A 19,586-nucleotide genomic window follows, 5' to 3' on the forward strand; every position below is an offset into this window, starting at 1 on the left:
TTGGGCTGAAAATATCGACAGAACGGCAATAAAATTTATAATGTAGGTGTTCAGCTACGGGCGGTCTTTTCAAACAGCGGAATTTTCTATTTTAGCACACTTCTCAATTTGTGGAGAGGTGACTTCAACTATTAAGGGCGTAAAATACTCGGTTTGTTTTGAAATCATATTCATAGAGAAACGGATTTCGTTTTCCTGAATATGTCGACGATTGACTATTTTTGGAAGACCTAGAAAGAAAGCTCCGGCCGCTACCTGAATAGAGCTTGCAGTAGGATAGACCTTCCGGTGCCATTTGAACCGAAGATTGCGTTGAATGAGGAATTTAAGGGAGAAATTGTTCGCCTTGAAATTCTTAAAATTCTTCATGCATAAATTATTAATGAATGTAATCGGTGGCAATCGTGCTGTAGGGCGGGAGACAGTTGGAAATCGGCCCGGGGCTACGACCCGATAGGTTACCGCGCTTCTCAGGGACAATCGGGATGTTGCGGTTTTCATAACGCAATATATATCGCCTTGATATATCGCACTCTTTGCAACAAAAATAGTGGGAAGAAGTGTGAGGAATGGATGTGCCCGAAGAGGCGGATCGGATGCTTGGCTAAATGAAAAGCCCCGTCTACGCATTGGTTGACCTGTTTCACACATTGTTGATTTTTCCTTGTCCTACAGGAAATATATTTGAACAGTAATTATAAACAAATAAGACCAATGAACGTAGTAAAGACATTAGTGATGGTCAATCTGGGATTGATCATGTTATTTTCCTGTAAAAAAGGGGATACCGGTCAACCGGGACAGCAAGGGCCTAAAGGTGATCAGGGCACTACCGGTATGCAAGGGGAAAAAGGTGCCGACGGAGCAACAATTTTTAGCGGGACTACTGTTCCCGGCGCTACACTGGAAAAATGGTGACTATTATATCCGAAAAAATACTTCTGAGATGTACGGTCCCAAAACTGATGCCGGCTGGGGGGCAGCTACCTCGTTTCGAGGTGCCGCAGGTACAAATGGTACCAATGGAACCAACGGTGCCGCAGGAACGAAAATATTAAGCGGAACCGCAATACCTGCGGTATCACTCGGTGCCGTGGGTGATTTCTATTTTAAAACCGATACCTATCAGCTTTTTGGACCCAAAACAGCTTCCGGCTGGGGAGCGGGGATTAATCTAAAGGGAGCTACGGGTGCGGCAAATGTCATCTATAGTGGCTGGCAATATGCCAAGGATGTTAATAAGGATTCTGTAATTGATGCTACATCCTGCAGGTTAGGCCACCTCCCTGCAAATGGATTGACAAAAATTTACCTCAAGAGTAGTGCTATATTAGTTTATATGGATTATGGAGGGGGAGTATTTGCCCTGCCTTACACTTCTACCGTCGGAGGAAGACCCAATACCATTTCATTCGTGTCAAAGATCAATCAGATCATCATCTATCGTTTTACACATGATGGAACCAATTTGAGCACTCTGAACCCATTTTTGAACTATCGCTATGTATTAATTCCCGGTGGAGTTATGGCTAGCCTTAAAAGAAAGGGTGTTGACTTAAATAACAACCAGGCCATAGAGTCAGCCCTGAAAGAGGAACAGTGATAATGGTATGGCAATCAAAAAAATAGCGTAAATTTATAAGGAGCTGTCATCGCTTACAACCTGTTGATGAAAATTTAATGTGATGATCAATCTCATGGGAAGGTTGTTTGGTATTTAATCTTGTGTTATGGCTAGAATTGTGGTCTTTATTTACTTGCTGCTAACTGCTTTCATCGCATTTGCCCAAGAACGATTGCCACAGCGGATCTATAATTTCAGCCATTTCACAAGTCGGGAAGGCCTGCCCAGCGATAAGATCAGGGACGCGGCAACGGATCCGGACGGCCTGCTCTGGATGGCCACCGCGCGGGGCCTCTGTTATTTTGACGGGAAAACATTCCACCCGGTCAGTTTTGACCAAAAAGGAGATTTTTCTTATGACCTGAGTAGCATCAGTATCGGTGAAGGCAACAAAATATGGGTCACGAGCTACAACAGGGGACTGCTGTGCTACGACAGAAGCAAACCATCGGATCTGGCCTGGACGAAATATGCTGCCAGCGTCAATCAGGGGGCACTCGTAAAACATGAACTCTATGCCGTTCATGAATCAGCGGGCAAAGTTTACTTTGGCGGACAGGAGACAGATCTCCAGATGCTGGATTTGGCATCGGGGCATATCACAGTTATAAAACTGGATAGAAAGGCTTGTATGACCATATTCCGTATCCATAAAGACCGACAGGGGCTACTGTGGATCGGCACGCGCTATCACGGGCTGTTTTCTTATGATCCCGGATCGAAGAAGATCGTTCATTATGGCTTGGCCAATCTGGGTGAAAATGCTGTCACGGCTGTATGTGATGTCGGCGGCAAGATATTTGCATCCTATTATAACTATAACCTGATCCATGTAGATCCTGCTCTCCGGGAAATTAAACAAAAAGATGTACTCGGCCTGGGGCCCAATGTATCACTTTATGATAACAATATCGATGAGGCCGCCTTTTTTCCGGAAGAGAATATCGTACTGGCAGCGCATAGAAATGGAAAACTATACCGCTATGGACTACAGGATAAGCATATCGAGGAAGTGGACTGGAACTTAAACGTACCTGATGGATCAGGAAAGCCGAACAGGATCAATCGCATAGTACCGGTCAGACGGGGGTATTTTATATGCTCCGACAATGGCCTTTATTATTATTCAAAAGAAATAAATCAGATAACGGATTTCATTTCCGGTGGACAGCAGCCCATCCATAGATTGATCAAGGTCAATGACAGCATCTGGTACCTGACAGCGGGGGGGATCGGCCAGCTTTCGGCTGATTTCCGAACCCGGATATCGGTATTTCCCCTGGCTAAACTGAGCGTCAGCCAGCTGATGGCATTGGATGGCAGGATCTATATCTCCACATTGGATCGAGGTATATTCGTGTTCGATACAACAAAAAAGACGCTCGGGCCTTTAAAGGTCGTCGGCAGCTCTTTCGGATTGGAACATGCCGACTGTAATCGTATCGTCGCCGATACGGTGGGCGGAAGACCGGTACTGTGGATAGGCTCATGGAGCGATGGATTGTATCGGTACGATATGCAGGCAAATAGCGTCGTACGGTATGACAAAACAAATGGCTTGATTGACCATAAAATAATTACTTTGGCAAAGGATGCCGCGGGCGCCCTCTGGATGGGTATGGACGGCTTTGGTGCGGTCAAGGTTGAAGACAAGCTCGGTATGAAGTTTATTCATTTTAAACATGGAAAATCACCTACGAGCCTGGCCGTAAATACCGTGTTTTCATTTCTGCTGGATGCTGATCGCAATTTTTGGTATAGCAGCAGTCAGCAAGGGATCGGGCAGATCACTGGATCGGCCGCCAATGTGCGTTTTCGACAGGTCAATGACCGGAACCGTTTTCCCCGTATTTATGCTTATGCTTTAAAAGATGATTTCAAAGGACGGATCTGGATGCGGACTCCGGACGGAATGACGATCTTCGATCCGGGGTATTCAACATTTGACCAGCTTGATCCGGGGCAGGGGGTTGTACCGCCTGACCGTTTCCATATTTACGACTTTTACCAGGATTCCGATAACTTAGTATGGACTACGGATAAAGGGCTGATCAAGGGATCGATCAAAGCGTTAAATGATAACCGGCGGGAAATAAAACCGATAATAAGTGCATTTAAGATCCTTAACCGCGATAATTCATATCGGTTAAGGACAGGGCGAATCTTGCTTCAGCCTCGTGAAAATACATTCTCTTTTCTTTTTTCCGCAGCGGAGATCATGAATGGTAAAAATTTGCGCTTCAGCTATAAACTCGAAGGGATTGATCGGGACTGGATTGATGCCGAGGACAGGCATGAGGCCGTATACAGTAATGTCCCCGGAGGCAATTACCGCTTTTTTCTCCGGGTGGAGGATCAGAACGGAAAATGGTCCACGCATCAGCTGGTTATTCCGCTTTCGGTGAAGCTGCTCTGGTATCAGGGGCTCTGGTTTAAAATAGGTTTGATCGCCTGTATTTTCCTTGCCGTAATCCTGATACTGCTTTATGGAATTGCGCATCAGAAGAAAATAAATCGGCTGCAGCATGAGTTCAGTCTGACCTTACAACAGGAGTTGAAGCAAAATGAGATCAAGATCCGGGAACAGGCAGAGGTACTGGAGGTGGAAAAGGAAAAGAAACTGGCTTCTGAGTTTAGGCAAAAACTATATGAAAGTGAGCTGAAAGCAATTCGGTCACAGATGAATCCCCATTTTATCTTTAATATATTAAACTCGATTGAGGCCTATGTCGTGGAAAATGATGCCCGCCATGCCAGCAAATTGATCCATAAATTTGCGACGTTAAGCCGTCTCGTATTGGAGAACTCTCAGTTTTCCATGGCTAGCATAGCTTCCGAGCTGCAATTGGTGAAGCTCTATCTGGAACTGGAGCAGGAACGTTTTGGGCAGACTTTTGACTATGTGATACATGTCGATGAGGATCTGATCAAAAGCAGCTATAGGATCCCCTCGATGCTGATACAGCCGCTGGTCGAAAATGCGGTGCATCATGGTGTCAGACATCTGAGTGGACGTAGGGGCAAGATCAGTATAAAAGCCACTAAAAAGGATAATAATTTGTGTATTGAAATTATGGACAACGGTGTCGGTTTTGATTTCGCTCCTAAACCTAATTTAAATCCTTTTAAAAGTGCCTCTTTCGGTATAATGGGGGTTGAGGATAGGCTGCGGATGATCAATAGCGAAAAATTGCCGAACTCCGCTTGGCTCGAAATTGACAAAAACCCGCAGGAGGAAGATTTTACGGTCAAGGTTTCGATGATGCTACCCCTCCTGAAAAATGTACAATAGAACTTGTCCTAAAAAGATGAACAGCATGCTGAAACAGTAAGCTGCTACATGTTTTCTGGAGAATCGCTTATGTGGTGTAGGTCGAAAAATTTTTTTTAGTAGATTTGAATGAATATTTTATCTACTTAAACTGAAAAACAAAAAACCGCGCATTACTAAATGAACTCCGATCAACAGATTTGGCAAATGTTTCAAGTAGGGCATGAACCTTCGTTCAAAATACTTTTTGAACGGTATAATCGCCTGTTGTTCAATTATGGATTTAAGTTTACGCAGGATGAAGATATCATTGAAGACAGTATTCAGGAACTATTTGTCAAGTTGTGGTGCAACAAAGACAATTTAAGTTCGGATGTCGCCGTTAAAAACTACCTATATAAAGCCTTCCGTCGTACACTGGTGAAGAAAATTGAACAGTCACTCAGACGGGCGGATATGACCAGTTCTTCTGTCGATTACTTGCCATTTACCATTGAGCTTCCTCATGATCTCAGCATGATCCGTCAAGAACGTGCCCTGGAGGTCCGGGACAGGCTTGACCAAGCGTTGCAGCAGATGACTGCCCGTCAGCGCGAGATTATCCACCTCCGTTTTTTTGAAGAATTGCCCTATCCGGAGATCGCAGAAATTATGGGGTTGTCCACCAAGGATACCTATAAACTGTACTACCGAGCGCTAGATAGCCTGAAGAAGCATTTTGGCAGGTTTGGTTTATTGCTGTTGCTCCATTTACTCAATCAGTTACGTTACAATTAAATCTCGCACTTGCAGGCAAGTTTTCTCTGATAAATAATAACCAGTATAAGACGATCATAAATGGTGCTTTCGCTGTTTTTATGATGATCAAGCTGGTATTGCCTATTTTTTTAAAAAAAATAAAATTTATTGGGGTAAAATTTTGTCGAGAGGTGTAACCTATATAAAACAGTATGAACTCTCGGTTAGCTAAATATAAAGATTTTAAGGCAGCAGACTTTTTTGCGGATGAAGACTTTGTGCAGACGACGTTCCAAAATGGAGATCCTCAAAACGATTTTTGGTCTGAGCTGGGGGATCATTTTCCTGATTTGATTGCAGAGATGGAACGCGCAACGATGTGGATACTGCTGATCAAGGGGCAGGAACTTGCCCCTAGTGGTTTGAGTAGTCATCAGCGTTGGGCAGGTATCATGGCACAAATTCCGGTATATGAAAAGAAACAAAGGCAAACACGCGTTATCCGGAAAATACTGCGATGGACTGCTTCAGCCGCTGCGCTGTTACTTTTTGCAATGTTGACCTATGAGATCAGTCAGTATGGTCCTAAAGCGACAAACACCGCCTTTGGCCAGCAACGCGAAGTTGCCCTTCCGGATGCTTCCATTATCAAACTGAACAGTAATTCCAGCCTGTCCTATGTACGTGGCTGGAAAACGGACAAACCCCGGGAAGTATGGTTTGAAGGCGAGGGTATGTTTGAGGTAAAACATACCGCAATTAAAAATCGCCTGCGCGAGAATGATTTCTTTGTGGTGCATGTGGGAGACCTCTCGCTGACTGTGCTGGGGACTAAGTTTAATGTAAAAGACCGTCGTGGGCGTATCGAAGTGGCATTGTTCGAAGGTAGCCTACGGGTTCAGGGAAAGGACGGGATGGATCGTTTGCTGGCACCTGGGGAGATGTTCATCTATGATGAAAATGAAAAAGCAAACCAAATCGTCCACAGTGATGTGAATCGGGCACTATCTTGGACTCGGGGCGAACTTAGCATCGAACACAGTGACCTGGCCAATATTATCAGTGTACTGGAAGATAATTACGGTTATCAGGTTATTGTTCAGGATTCGGCACTGCTCCACAAAAGATTTACCGGTGTTATACCAGTAAAAGGAATTGATGACATTCTCTTTGTCATCAAACATACCATGAATGTGAACATTGAAGTGAAAAACAAACAAATCGTGATAAAACCTAACTAGAAACAAGTATTAATCAATCAAAATCTATGAAAACTAAACTTCTTGTGCCTATCGTCTGCCTGATGAGTACCACAGGTAGCTTTGCACAAAAAAGGGCTAGTCTCAGCCAGGCTCTTAGCGAGGTAACACGCATCTATGGAACCAAATTTTCTTATGAAGAAGGGCTTATTCGCGACGCTTTTGTCAACAGTGAACATATCCCGAAAAACAAAAGACTACCCGTTGAATCCGTATTGAAAGAATTATTGTATCCAAACAATTATCTCTTTCTGTACGTGCAAAACAATTATTTTACCATTATTCGTGATAGCCGTGGTAAGAAGGATAACGACGGTGATGAACGTTTTTGGAAAATTATCTCCGGCAGGGTGAAAGACAGTAAAGGAGCGCCATTAGTTGGTGTTACAGTTATGTCTGACGGATACGCTGTGCGTACGGGGGTAACAACAAGTAGTGATGGTAGCTATACCCTGCGACTGACAAATCCGGCCGATGCCCTTATTTTCTCCTACATGGGCATGGAGCCACAACGTCGCGTAATCGGTAGCAGCGACCAGATCAACGTGACGATGGAACAGGTGGTCAATGTATTGGATGATGTGGAGGTTGTTTCGATGGGTTATACCAGTTTGCCCAAAGAGCGTGCAACCGGGGCTTTTGGTCGGGTCACTGCCAAACAGCTTCAGGAAACACCGTCCATCAACATACTGGAACGTATACAGGGGCTGGTCCCCGGCGTATACGTAGATCCGCGTACCAATGCCATTAAGATCCGCGGTGTTAATACCTTTGGTAGTGATACACCAAGAGATCCTTTGATTGTTATTGACGGATTCCCGATGGCGGAAACAGTGGATGCACGTTTTTCTTTGACCGATAAAGGAAATACACAGAGCTCGGGCGGTGCGATTTTAAGCCGCATCAATCCCAACGATATTGAAAGTATTACGGTGTTGAAAGATGCCGCGGCCTCCTCCATCTGGGGAGCAAAAGCTGCAAATGGAGTCATCGTCATTGAAACAAAAAAAGGTAGAAATACAGCACCGTCGGTCAATTTTGGAACCTCACTGAGCATTGCTTCTCCGGCTGACCTTAATAAAATGGACCGCATGTCTTCTGCGCAATATATTGACCTCGAAAAGCAATTGGTAGAAGAAGGTTTTATAGCCGACAATATCGTAAAAAATAGCTGGGATCCATTTAATATCAGTAAGCCGCACTCCGAATCACTCGAATGGATCTTTCGTGTAAAACGGGGTACAGCGACAGAACAGGAGCGTGATGCCGCTCTGGCAAGGCTTGCCGCCGCCGATAATCGGAGTCAGCTCAAGGACTATCTCTTACAAAAGGCCACTTCACAGCAGTATAATCTATCCGTGTCAGGCGGAGCCAACAAGAATACCTATTTTGTCTCGGCCAATTATAATAAAGATGTTCCTGTATTCCGGGCCAATAAAGCAGAGAGCTTTAATACAACAGCCAATTTGACCAATATGCTGTTCAACGACCGGGTAAAACTCGCCACCGGCATTACTTATAACTATGGAAACTCCATTGGTAATTCGGCAGCAATTAATGCGTTATCGTCAAATATTAGCTCCGGTGGTCTGCTTCCTTACGAACAGTTGAAAGATGATAATGGAAATAATATCCGGCGTTATATTCAATTCAGACCCGAAATAATGCAAGATTTTGAGAAAAAGGGCTATCTCGATTGGGCTTATAACCCCATCGAAGAGCTTGATGCGGCGAGTTATAATGACCAGTCCCACCGTCTACGGATGCATATGGATATCAATACCAAGTTGACGAGCTGGGCGGACTTTTCGGTCATGGGGCAATGGCAGCGCGAACTGGAAAATCAGGAAAATATCGATGGTGTCAATAGCTATGGTCAGCGGAATATGATCAACATCGGTACTACATTCAACGATAAAGGTAATTATGTATATGGATACCCCATGGGGGGGAGATTAGGCATCCGCAATTACAATGGATCCCAGTATTTATTTAGGACACAACTGAATATCAACAAGCCGCTGGGTGCCGCCAGCGAGCACAATCTGAATTTTCTGGCAGGGGCAGAATGGAAACAGAATAGCTATCGTTCCTCTACAGATGCCTATTTGGGCTTTAATGCCGATACCTATTCTTCTGCTGTGATCAATCCCAGAGGAAGCTACAAGACAATTTACGGGTGGGACAGTTATTTCAGCTCTAATACTTCCATTGCAAAAAATAGAAATCGTGCACTTTCATATTATTCCAATGGAGCATTTTCGGCATTTAACGGTAAATATGTTCTTTCCGGAAGCATAAGGTTTGATGATTTTACCTTAGTCGGTGCCTCGCGCAGCAAGCGCGGCAAACCGCTTTGGTCAATAGGGGGAAAATGGGACGCTAAAAAAGAGAACTTTTTAAAGGAGTCAAAATGGGCGGATGCATTAGGTATCCGGATGACCTATGGCGTGAATGGTACGCTTCCGACAGGAGCAAATAGAGTTGTCGTAATCAACACAAGCAACGATCTGATCACAAATGAAGTAACGGCAACAATCGCATCACCTGCCAACAGTCAGATCAGCTGGGAAAAGGTGAAAACATTTAATGTAGGGATAGACTACGGAATCTGGAATAATAGACTACAGTTTAACCTGGATTATTACACGAAGAAATCTTCCGACATTATCTACGATTTCCCATATAATCCGACCTATGGCTGGACAAGCCTGAAATTCAATAGCTCCACTATGGAGGGGCATGGAATTGATTTGGGAATGAGTGCCATCTGGTTGCGGTCGAAGGTGGAATGGAAAACATTATTCAATTTTGGCTACAATACCAATGAAGTGACGGATTCCCGTTTTAAAAGCCCTACCCGTGTGCTTGATTATATCACCGGAACTATTCCGATCGTAGGAAATGCTACTGACTATATGTATGCTTATCGTTGGGCGGGTCTGGATAACCAGGGACGTTCGCAGATATATAAACAAAACGGCGAAATTGTGAGTGCCGATGCACCGGCAACAGCCCTCACACCCGAAGACCTGGTGAAAGTGGGCCGTACCACGCCTCCTTATTTCGGGGGACTATTCAATACATTTTCTTATCGCAACTTTACTTTGGGGGTTCGCATCACCTATGAAATGGGGCACGTATTCAGACGTCTTTCGGTACAAAACTATCCGGACTATGCTCCCTATTCAGGGGCTATTGGACTCCAGTCTGATCTAGCAAAAAGGTGGCGTCAACCGGGGGATGAAGCTTTTACGAATGTACCTGGATTAAACAAAGCGGGCTACCAGTATAATAGCTTATCCCGTTACGCCAATTCGGATGTTTTAGTGATCAGTGGTAGTAATATTCGGTTACAGCAGATTGATCTAGGCTATAATTTTCCATTTAAAATGCTGGAACGTACGCCGTTTAAATCGGTCAATGTAAATGCCAGCGTGCGTAATCTCGGCTTAATTTGGCGCAAAAATAAAGACGGTATAGATCCGAGCTACCGGACATTGAATAATTATTCAAACCTTCCGCCTTCGCCAACGTATTTTATGAGTCTAAACCTGTCCTTTTAATCTGTGAAATTATGAAAATCAAACATATTATCCTCTATAGCTTAATTGCTTCCGGTACGCTTTTCGTATCTTCTTGCCGGAAATTTGTGGAAGTAGATCAATATGATAAACGTACGCTAAAGACAACGGACGATTACCTGTACTTACTCAACAATAAAAGTAACTTTGAAAGTTCTTATGTGCTTCCGCTTATCACAAGTGATAATATCGCTCCGGAGGTCGCTTTATCAGCTTCATCAGCCTGGGGAGAAAATTACCAACGGGCCTATATCTGGAATGCATATTTCTACGTCGACAATCAGCAGGACGTCGCTTGGAACAATCTGTATAAACAGATTTATATTGCCAATGAGATTCTCGGCGGAGTCATGGAAAGCCAAAATGGAACTACCGCACAAAAGCTGGCTGTGGCAGCTGAAGCTCGTGTCCACCGCGCATTTGCTTATTATGCGCTGGCCAATCAGTACGCCCCGATATATGATCCCACAAAAGCCGAAGGTCAGCAAGGACTGCCTTTGCTGCTGACTGCTGATCTCTTTCAGAATTTAAGCCGCGTGTCATTAGCTCGCATTTATGAGCAGATCATTACAGACCTGAGCACGGCAACGGAGAATTTATCCAATTATCCAACTTTCAATTACCATCCCTCCAAGATTGCGGCTTATGCGCTGTTGTCAAGAGTATACCTGACGATGCGCAATTTTGAAGAATCTGGCAGATATGCTGATCTTGCCCTTGCACTGGACCCGACAGTCTATAATCTTGAGGATTATACCAAAGAGGTGACCTTCCCGCGTCTCATCGATGACAAGGAAGTCCTGCTTTCCAAGGTAAGTGCCGGTTATGTTCTCGGACCATTAAATCCGGAACTTATTTCCTTATATAGGGAGGGTGATCTTCGATTGAAACTGTTCATAGGAAATGATGCTGGGACATATAAGGGATATAAGTATATGAAACCAGTTTTTAATAGCAGCGGTTACACCAATAATTCCTATGTCGGTTTGACCAGTCCCGAAATACTGCTTAACCGTGCCGAAGTATATGCACGGCAGAACAACAGCGCTCAGGTGGTGGCGCTGCTAAACCTTTTGCGTAAAAAGCGTTTTGCAGCAGATAAATATGTAGCTCTTACGGCAGCAGACGTCAGTGGCGATTTGTTGCAGTCGGTCATCGATGAAAGGCGCAGGGAATTTGTGGGTACTGACCTTCGTTGGTATGATATGCGCCGCCTTACTTTGGATGGCTCTTATTTTAAACCCGTCAGTCGGACATTCAATGGACAGACCTATACCCTGACAGCTTCCAGCCCACGGCTGGTGTATCCGATTAACCAGGAAGTGCTAACACTCAACCCAGAAATTGGTCAGAACCCTCGATAATTTATAGAACATGAAAAAACAGACGATTTTTTTAGTGCTGTTGTTTGTCCAGGCTGTGTTATATGCGCAGCCTCGATTTGACAGCACTGTCTTTAAACCGACGAAACCCAAAACAACGGCGCTTGTGCAAGTGGTCTACGATGCCAAAGACAAGGACCTGGAATTTAGTGATGACATACAGGCGGCCTTATATTTATTCGAAGATTACGCATGGAGGCAGATCAGCGTACCGCTGCAAAAGAATGCGGCTGGCCTATGGATTGCAACGGTACCGGTAAAAGCAACAACAGCCTTTATCGCCGCAAAATTCTATCAGGGAACACTTGACCATCCGGATCTACTGGACAACAATCAGGACCAAGGCTATGCAGTCTCCCTGAGCGATGCAAAAGGGAAAGCAGTACCGGGCGCCTATCTGGGCGAGGCTGCTTTTCAGGTGCCTACAATAGCCGGCGGCGGAATCTTTTCTTATTATACCAATCAACCTAAAGTGTTGCCCGCTAATTATCTGAAGAGCCTGGCCGAGCATGAGTATGCTTTATCCGGAAAACAATACCTCAGCTATTTTCAGCCCTTTATGAGCTTGCAGAAGCTGGCTTTGGGAGATGCTTTTCCGGCTTATGCCAAAAAATTGATTGTGGATGGATTAAAACAAAAAGATGTATCGGACCAAGTTCTTAATCAACTCTATTCATTTTCAAGTAGCCGTCTCCAGGATAAGGAATTGACTCAATTGATTGAAAAACGAGTAAATAATGACTTTCCGAGCGGTGCGACAGCACGTTTTATTGCCTATAGCAATACCATGGGAAGCAGTCCGGACAAGGCTGCGGTAATCGCTTCGTATGAGGATTTTTTGAGACGTTTTCCTGTTCAACAATGGCGCCAGCATCCCAATGGTCAGGGATTCATCTACTATACGGTGTACCGTGGACTGGGGACGGCGTATTTCGAATCGAAACAGTTTGACAAGTTCGCGAAGCTTTACGATGAGGTCGATTTCCGTACAGGAAATGAACTGATGCGGTGGAACATCATGCGTGCTTACATGTTTAAAATGGTAGGTAAAGACAGTCTTTATCAAGTATCTGAGGCAATTCTGCCTAAATTGATTGCACGCCGGGGCGACAATTCATACAAAGAAGATTTTGACCACAGGGCACAGGCAGATTCCAATGTGGTTAAGAATTTGGATGACCGCCTTTTCACGCATATCTCCTTATTAAATGACCTCAAAAAGTATGTGGAAGCCCGAAAATATTTCTTGTTGCTCTCCGAAGATGGCAAATACAACAATGCTGAACTGAACGAGATCAATCTACGGGTGCTGGAGGGCTTGGGAGATGACAAGCAATTATTGCCCTTATTGGAGATGACTGCAAAGTACAATGCGATGACACCGCGCATGTTTGATAAACTCAGAGCAATTTACGTAAAAGAACATGCCGGCGATGAAAGCGGGTATCAAATTTATCTGGCGGGATTAAAATCCAACGAAGAAAAAGCGGCAATGAAAGCCTATGTGGATCATCATTGGGTCAATCATCCTATGCCCGATTTCCGCCTGGAAACTGCAGATGGACTATTTATTACACCTGAAGACTGGAAAGATAAGATCGTTGTGGTGGATTTCTGGGCCACGTGGTGTCGGCCTTGTATCATGGCGTTTCCGGGGATGCAATTGCTGGTAGACAAATATGCCCGGGATAGCCATGTAGCCGTTTATATGTTGGGAACCATGCAGACCGGAGATTACAGGAGCAAATCGGTAAACTATGTTCGTGGAGAAGGCTTTCGTTTCAATTTGTTGCACGATTCCGTCAATCCAAAGACCAATGAGCAGGATCTAGTATTCAAACAATTGGTTCCATTGTTTGGAGACTCGTCCATTCCGCGTAAGATCATCGTGAAAGACGGTCGTGTGCGCTATTGTTCCGGAGGTTACTCCGGAAGCCCGAGTAAATTGATGGACGAGCTGTCCCTGGCCATCGAAACCCTCAAAAACGAAAAATAGAATATTAAATCATTTATACAATATATGAACAGGAAAGCAACGAGCTTGCTCGTAGGGATGGTAGGTCTGAGTCTGTCCTTACAAGCACAGATGAATCCAAAATATAAATTTGAGGAGGCATTGAAGCTTATTCAGCAGAATTATGTGGATCAGGTCAATGAAGAACATCTGGTGGATGCAGCGATCAAAGCGATGATATCGGATTTAGATCCCCATTCGCGTTACACAAGCCGTGAGGAAGCAGAGCAAATGCGCGTAGCCATGAGTGGAAGCTTTGCCGGGATAGGCATTCAATTTCTAAAAAATAATGACCAGACCATTGTCACTAAAGTCAATCCCGATGGCCCGGCCATGCGTGCAGGAATACGGGCTGGCGATCAGATCCTTCGTATTGATGGCGACAGTATTGCCGGAAAAAAATGGGGCAATCGGGAGATTATGGAAAAATTGCGCGGTGAAAAAGATATACCCGTGGTGCTCGGGATTTTATCATCAGGAAGCAGGGATGTGAAGAATGTGCGCATTATTCGAGAAAATATACTGGAGAAGTCTGTTCGTGAAAGTTATATGGTGGATAAGGAAATCGGCTATATTGCGCTTACGATTTTCAATCGGACTACCCGGCAGGAGATAGACGCCGCCTTAAAAAAACTTAAGGAGCAGGGTATGAAAAAATTGATTCTTGACCTGCAGAGTAATGGCGGTGGGTATGTGGAGTCTGCTATTGGCGTGGTTGACGAATTTTTGCCCAAAGAGAAAATAGTCTTCTATTCAGTACCCAACCAAGGCGGAAAGGATTACTACTTCACAGGCGGTTACGGTCAGTTTTATGACGGTCAGTTGGTTGTCCTGATTGATGAATCCACCGCTTCATCCAGTGAAATCGTAACCGGAGCGCTACAGGACTGGGATCGTGCTGTCGTGATCGGCCGCCGCAGTTTCGGAAAAGGGCTGATGCAGAAACCCGTTCCGCTATCTGACGGTTCGGAAATGAAGCTTACTGGTGCCCGTTACTATACCCCCTCGGGACGTTCGATTCAAAAACCATATACCAAAGGGAAAGATGATTATTTTCAGGATTTTAACCGCCGGATGGCATCCAAAGAATTACTGGAAGAAGGACATAGTTCCTTTCCTGATTCCTTAAAATATACAACGCTTGCCAGCAAAAGAATTGTCTACGGCGGTGGCGGGATTATGCCGGACCGCTTTGTGCCTATCGATACAAATGAGTATAGCACGTGGATGGCACAGCTCATGAACAATGGGATTGTAGCCAAAGGAGGTCTGGAGTTTGTACAACAAAATCGTGAGGCTCTTCTTAAGGCTTATCCAGACTTCCCTACCTTCAATACCCGCTTTCAAGTGCCCCGGGAAGTTCACTCGCAGCTGATTGGAGCTGCGCGTAAACTCGCTGTGGCTGTTCCGCCCGAAGAACAGGTTGGGGCACATACGGCCATTGATATTGAATTTAAGGCGCAAGTGGGTTCACTATTATATACAGACGGTGATTACCAGGCCCGCGTACGTAATGAAGCTAACCAAAGTTTTAAGCAAGCCTTAGCTGTACTTCGTGACGAAAAGCTATATAAACAATTGTTACAGTCAGGAACCGTGGGACAGCTTTCCCAAAAAAACGTAGAACAGCATAAAATAAAAACTAAATAAATATGAAGAATATGAAATGGGCGCTGGCCCTGGCATGTGTATTACCGGTATTGGGATATGCACAACAAAACTATACAATACAGGGTACAGTAGGCAAATTAGATAAGCCAGCGAAAGCTTACCTGCGTCTTAATTATGACGGAAAAGAACGGATCGATTCGGTTGAGATGAAAAATGGAAAATTTGAATTTAAGGGAAGTATCCCATCACCGATGGAAGCGCATTTGCGTATAATCCACGACAATGCTCCTTTTGATCCGGCCAAACCACCGAAACAAGATATACTGCCATTTTTAATTGAGGGAGCAACGATTAAATTTGTGGCCGCGGATTCCATCAAACATGCCAAAATCTCGGGATCACCTTTAAATGCGGAGAACGAGCGCGTGAATGCGTTACTAAAACCGATTTATGATCAATATGAGGCTTTGAATAATGAGTATAAGGCCAAATCTCTTGCGGATCAGCAGGATCCGAAATATATCAAGTCATTGGAGGATCGGGCAAATGCGATACAGCAGCAGACGATTGACGCCAAATTGGACTATGTCGCCAGGAATCCAAAAAGCTATATGGGATTAATGGCTTTTAATTCTACTTTGCCGCCTGAATTCGATGCTGTTAAAGCCGAAAAGATATTTGCCACATTAGATCCAAGCCTACAGGCTTCCATCCTCGGGAAAGACCTGGCAAAGCGCATCGCATTGGTCAAAAAAACAAGCGAAGGGGTGGAGGCTCAGGATTTCACACAACCTGATGTTGACGGTAAACCCGTGAAGTTGTCCGATTACCGTGGAAAATATGTGTTGATCGACTTTTGGGCATCCTGGTGTGCACCGTGCCGACGGGAAAACCCGAATCTGGTAAAATCATATGCCAAATATCAAAAAGAAGGATTTGAGATCCTGGGCGTATCGATGGACAAGGCGGCCGATAAGGCGAAGTGGTTAAAAGCGATCCAGGATGATGGACTTACCTGGAAACAGGTCGGAGATCTCAAAGGGTGGGAAAATGAAGCCGGGGTGATGTACGATGTGAAGGCAATCCCAATGAATTTCTTAGTGGATCCGAACGGCAAAATCATCGCTAAATATTTGCGTGGTGAGGCGCTAGATAAAAAACTGGTAGAAATTTTTGCAAAATAGATTTTTGCCGGTACCAGCTATCCTGTGCTGGCATATGTTTGGTTAGAAAGGAATGAGGCCGTATCAAAACGTTAAAAGTTAGATACGGCTTCTTTTTTTTTAATGGCTTTGGGTCAGGGGAGCCGAAGCACGGGGCATAAGAAGGAGGCCGCGTGATCGCAGTTCCTGGGGGAAGGGGTGATTATGCTAACTGGGGGGGGAAATGTTTCAGGTTAGGGTATAAAATGATTCGTTATGCTGTACGAATTTATAAAATCAGTATTTTGACCCGGAGTTTTTGAAACAATAACCAATGAAACTTCTTTTAATACTAGTTCTATTTTGGGAGACTATTGCCAATTATGGACAGGCGTTTAAATTTGCTCATATTGACTAAGACATTCAATTAATTTTTTATGATAAAGAAACCAATGAAAAAAAGGCAGATCACTTTATTATTGATGATCTGTTCTTCCTCTATTAGCATCGCACAGCAATCCATACAATTGAGTGGCAAAGGCCATAGTAAGCGTTTTGACGGTATCGGAGTAGTCAATGGTGGCGGAGCGACATCCGTTTTGCTCAAGGACTATTCCGGGAAGCAGCGCAGCGAAATTTTTGATATGGTCTATAAACCTATGTTTGGCGGTTCGGTCAGTTCGCTGCTGGTCGAGATCCCCGGCGATGGCAACTCCACGCAGGGGGCCATGCCCAGCCATAGTCATTATCGTGGTGATTTCAATTACCAGCGTGGCTATATGTGGTGGATCATGCAGGAAGCTAAAAAGCGCAATCCGCAGCTGGCGCTCGATGGAACAGCCTGGAGCGCCCCGGCATGGGTGGGTAATTTTTGGTCTCAGGATATGGCAGACTATTATGTCTCCTGGTTGCAGGGGCTGCGCCAGGTCCATGGCCTGGAATTAGATGCTATCGGATGCCATAACGAGAAAGGAGTAAGCTATGACTTTGCCAAAATGCTCCGAAGGACCATGAATGAAAATGGCTTCCGGAATGTTAAACTGCATGGTTTCGACAACTGGGGTGAATCGAAAATGGAATTCCTAAAGGATATGCAGAAGGATAAGGAACTGCGGGACGCACTTGATGTGGTCAGCGCACATACCTTTAGCGAGATTCAGTTGACCAAAGAACAGCGGGAAATGGCCGAAGCAATGGGCAAACCGATATGGAATAGTGAGGACCATGTCTACCGCAAAGGTTTCGATGCGCTGATTACTATTGTAAAGTGTTTCAACGAGAATTATATCATCAGCGGCGCTACCAGAGTCATCAACTGGTATGATATAGCAGGGGTATACCCGCTGGAGCCGTACAGCGAAACCCCCGCCATGGTGCTGGCCCGGGAGCCCTGGAGTGGCAACTATGAGGTGCGTGAAGCGCTTTGGGGCTATGCTCACTATGGGCAGTTCACGCAGATCGGCTGGCAGTATCTCAATGATGGCTGTGCTTATCTCAAAGATGGTGGGAGCATGGCTACGTTAAAAAATCCAGAGACTGGCGACTATAGCATTATCTTTGAAACAAAAGATGCCAAGAAGGCGCAGACCGTGACGGTTAAGCTTTCGGAGGGCTTGTCAACAGATAAACTTTGTGTATGGTACAGCAATCCGCAGGAGCAATTCGTCCGCATGCCTGACATCACACCTAAAAACGGCAGTTATAGCATCACGCTTCAGCCCAATACAGTCTATTCCATCTCCACAACAAAGGGGCAGCAGAAGGGAACATTTGCAAACATTCCGCAGTCAAAACCCTTTCCAATTCCCTACGGAGATAACTTCGACGGCTATGCGCATCCCGAACAGTGGGGTTACCTCCCACATTATACAGCTGACCTGATCGGTAGCTTTGAACTCACCGAACGTCCAGACCACAATGGGCAGTGTATTCGCCAGGTAGTGGGCGAGCATACACTGAGCTGGGCACCGGAATGGCATCATTATACTATTCTCGGTGATTCGGCCTGGACTGACTATGAAATCAGTGCCGACGTCTATCTAAATCCGCAAGACGAGGCGGCCGTAATGGGGCGCTTGAGTGATGTCGGTTCGGGCTATGGCATTTGGGCTAAAGGCTATTACCTCAAATTAGATGACAAAGGTAACTGTACGTTGGTTCTTTCCAGAGGAAAACCCGATCCGAACGAACTCATCGGTGATGCCGAACAGCAGGCCCTGATCCTGGCCCGTACCGACAAAGAGGTGGGTGGAGAGTATACATTGGCCAGTGCCAAAATAGACGGAATCAACGCCTGTCAGTGGCATTCGCTGACACTGCGGTTTGCTGGTGACGAACTGACCGGCTTTGTCGATGGCAAGGAGGTGGTGAAAGCGACATCGGCTCACTATCCCCATGGCATGGCTGGACTGATGGCATCCTTACAGCAGAATCATGTCAGCACTCCTTATTTTGATAATCTCAGGATTCAGTCCATTGGACGGACCAAGGCTATGGCGAAGCATAAAACACAGGCTTTAAGCCCCATATATCCTTTACATCATGCGGCAGCTGATCATAGACAGCATTAGGGATGCTGAATTCATCCCTTAGCTGTTCTGTTACTGGTTTCCTGTACAAAAAACTTACAATAGATTTTCAATGGTATATGGTTTTGTTTGCTAGATAGTATAAGTATATTTATATTTAAGAAACAAAAGCCGATATATGAAGTCTGAATTAATAAAACAAGTTTTTATTCTACTCTTCTTAATGACGATATTAATATGGGTTGGATTTTATATCTCTTTCAAGGATTTGGTCCTTTCGGGCTGGAATACCTTAATTATCCCCGCACCAATAATTAAACTTTCGATAATAACTTTGTTATCGATTTGTTTGATGTGGCGGGGGAAACTTTTCTTTTCAAGCACAGCAGGGCCTCGAACCTGATATATAATAGTTGATAAAATGGTTAAGGGA

The 19,586-nt window shown here is 44.8% G+C and carries 12 protein-coding genes; 11 read left to right on the top strand and 1 reads right to left on the bottom strand.

Annotated features, from left to right (window positions below; translation table 11 throughout):
• Positions 1-69: 69 nt before the first annotated feature.
• Entirely contained in the window at positions 70-501 is a 432-nt protein-coding gene (locus G6053_RS07190; RefSeq protein ID WP_165305971.1) for a hypothetical protein, read from the bottom strand.
• Between the two features lie 213 nt (positions 502-714).
• Between G6053_RS07190 and G6053_RS07195 the strand changes: the two genes are divergently transcribed.
• The 11 genes from G6053_RS07195 to G6053_RS07245 all read left to right on the top strand — a co-directional run bounded on the left by G6053_RS07195 (position 715) and on the right by G6053_RS07245 (position 19,195).
• Positions 715-918 carry a collagen-like protein gene (locus G6053_RS07195; protein WP_165305113.1) on the top strand — a complete coding sequence of 68 codons (204 nt, stop codon included), beginning with the start codon at positions 715-717 and terminating at the stop codon, positions 916-918.
• 28 nt (positions 919-946) lie between these two features.
• Positions 947-1,603 carry a hypothetical protein gene (locus G6053_RS07200; RefSeq protein ID WP_108632724.1) on the top strand — a complete coding sequence of 219 codons (657 nt, stop codon included), beginning with the start codon at positions 947-949 and terminating at the stop codon, positions 1,601-1,603.
• A gap of 127 nt (positions 1,604-1,730) precedes the next feature.
• Positions 1,731-4,916, top strand: a complete 3,186-nt coding sequence (locus tag G6053_RS07205) for a histidine kinase (protein ID WP_165305972.1) — start codon at positions 1,731-1,733, stop codon at positions 4,914-4,916.
• A 159-nt stretch (positions 4,917-5,075) separates the two neighbouring features.
• Entirely contained in the window at positions 5,076-5,672 is a 597-nt protein-coding gene (locus G6053_RS07210; protein WP_108632722.1) for a sigma-70 family RNA polymerase sigma factor, read from the top strand.
• Between the two features lie 173 nt (positions 5,673-5,845).
• Complete coding sequence (locus G6053_RS07215; RefSeq protein ID WP_108632721.1) at positions 5,846-6,874, top strand: FecR domain-containing protein; 1,029 nt, start codon at positions 5,846-5,848, stop codon at positions 6,872-6,874.
• Positions 6,875-6,900: 26 nt separating this feature from the next.
• A complete protein-coding gene (locus tag G6053_RS07220; RefSeq protein ID WP_165305973.1) occupies positions 6,901-10,458 on the top strand; it encodes a SusC/RagA family TonB-linked outer membrane protein in 3,558 nt (1,185 codons plus the stop codon).
• Between the two features lie 11 nt (positions 10,459-10,469).
• Positions 10,470-11,840 (top strand): RagB/SusD family nutrient uptake outer membrane protein, encoded by a 1,371-nt coding sequence (locus tag G6053_RS07225; RefSeq protein ID WP_165305974.1) that lies wholly within the window; start codon positions 10,470-10,472, stop codon positions 11,838-11,840.
• A gap of 10 nt (positions 11,841-11,850) precedes the next feature.
• Positions 11,851-13,854, top strand: coding sequence for a TlpA disulfide reductase family protein (locus G6053_RS07230; RefSeq protein ID WP_165305975.1), 2,004 nt, complete (start codon positions 11,851-11,853; stop codon positions 13,852-13,854).
• 24 nt (positions 13,855-13,878) lie between these two features.
• Positions 13,879-15,522, top strand: coding sequence for a S41 family peptidase (locus G6053_RS07235; RefSeq protein ID WP_165305976.1), 1,644 nt, complete (start codon positions 13,879-13,881; stop codon positions 15,520-15,522).
• Between the two features lie 2 nt (positions 15,523-15,524).
• Positions 15,525-16,667 (top strand): TlpA disulfide reductase family protein, encoded by a 1,143-nt coding sequence (locus tag G6053_RS07240; protein ID WP_108632716.1) that lies wholly within the window; start codon positions 15,525-15,527, stop codon positions 16,665-16,667.
• Between the two features lie 395 nt (positions 16,668-17,062).
• Positions 17,063-19,195: a galactosylceramidase gene (locus G6053_RS07245; protein ID WP_165305977.1), complete on the top strand. Its 2,133-nt coding sequence runs from the start codon at positions 17,063-17,065 to the stop codon at positions 19,193-19,195.
• Positions 19,196-19,586 lie beyond the last annotated feature (391 nt).

Source organism: Sphingobacterium sp. DR205 (assembly GCF_011064245.1).
Lineage (GTDB): Bacteria > Bacteroidota > Bacteroidia > Sphingobacteriales > Sphingobacteriaceae > Sphingobacterium > Sphingobacterium athyrii.

What these genes read in the sequence shown, in the direction of transcription:
- G6053_RS07200 (WP_108632724.1), top strand. Translation starts at nt 947, where the DNA reads ATGTACGGTCCCAAAACTGATGCCGGCTGGGGGGCAGCTACCTCGTTT.
- G6053_RS07245 (WP_165305977.1), top strand. Translation starts at nt 17,063, where the DNA reads ATGATAAAGAAACCAATGAAAAAAAGGCAGATCACTTTATTATTGATG.
- G6053_RS07190 (WP_165305971.1), bottom strand. Translation starts at nt 501, where the DNA reads ATGAAAACCGCAACATCCCGATTGTCCCTGAGAAGCGCGGTAACCTAT.
- G6053_RS07205 (WP_165305972.1), top strand. Translation starts at nt 1,731, where the DNA reads ATGGCTAGAATTGTGGTCTTTATTTACTTGCTGCTAACTGCTTTCATC.
- G6053_RS07235 (WP_165305976.1), top strand. Translation starts at nt 13,879, where the DNA reads ATGAACAGGAAAGCAACGAGCTTGCTCGTAGGGATGGTAGGTCTGAGT.
- G6053_RS07210 (WP_108632722.1), top strand. Translation starts at nt 5,076, where the DNA reads ATGAACTCCGATCAACAGATTTGGCAAATGTTTCAAGTAGGGCATGAA.
- G6053_RS07220 (WP_165305973.1), top strand. Translation starts at nt 6,901, where the DNA reads ATGAAAACTAAACTTCTTGTGCCTATCGTCTGCCTGATGAGTACCACA.
- G6053_RS07230 (WP_165305975.1), top strand. Translation starts at nt 11,851, where the DNA reads ATGAAAAAACAGACGATTTTTTTAGTGCTGTTGTTTGTCCAGGCTGTG.
- G6053_RS07215 (WP_108632721.1), top strand. Translation starts at nt 5,846, where the DNA reads ATGAACTCTCGGTTAGCTAAATATAAAGATTTTAAGGCAGCAGACTTT.
- G6053_RS07225 (WP_165305974.1), top strand. Translation starts at nt 10,470, where the DNA reads ATGAAAATCAAACATATTATCCTCTATAGCTTAATTGCTTCCGGTACG.
- G6053_RS07195 (WP_165305113.1), top strand. Translation starts at nt 715, where the DNA reads ATGAACGTAGTAAAGACATTAGTGATGGTCAATCTGGGATTGATCATG.
- G6053_RS07240 (WP_108632716.1), top strand. Translation starts at nt 15,525, where the DNA reads ATGAAGAATATGAAATGGGCGCTGGCCCTGGCATGTGTATTACCGGTA.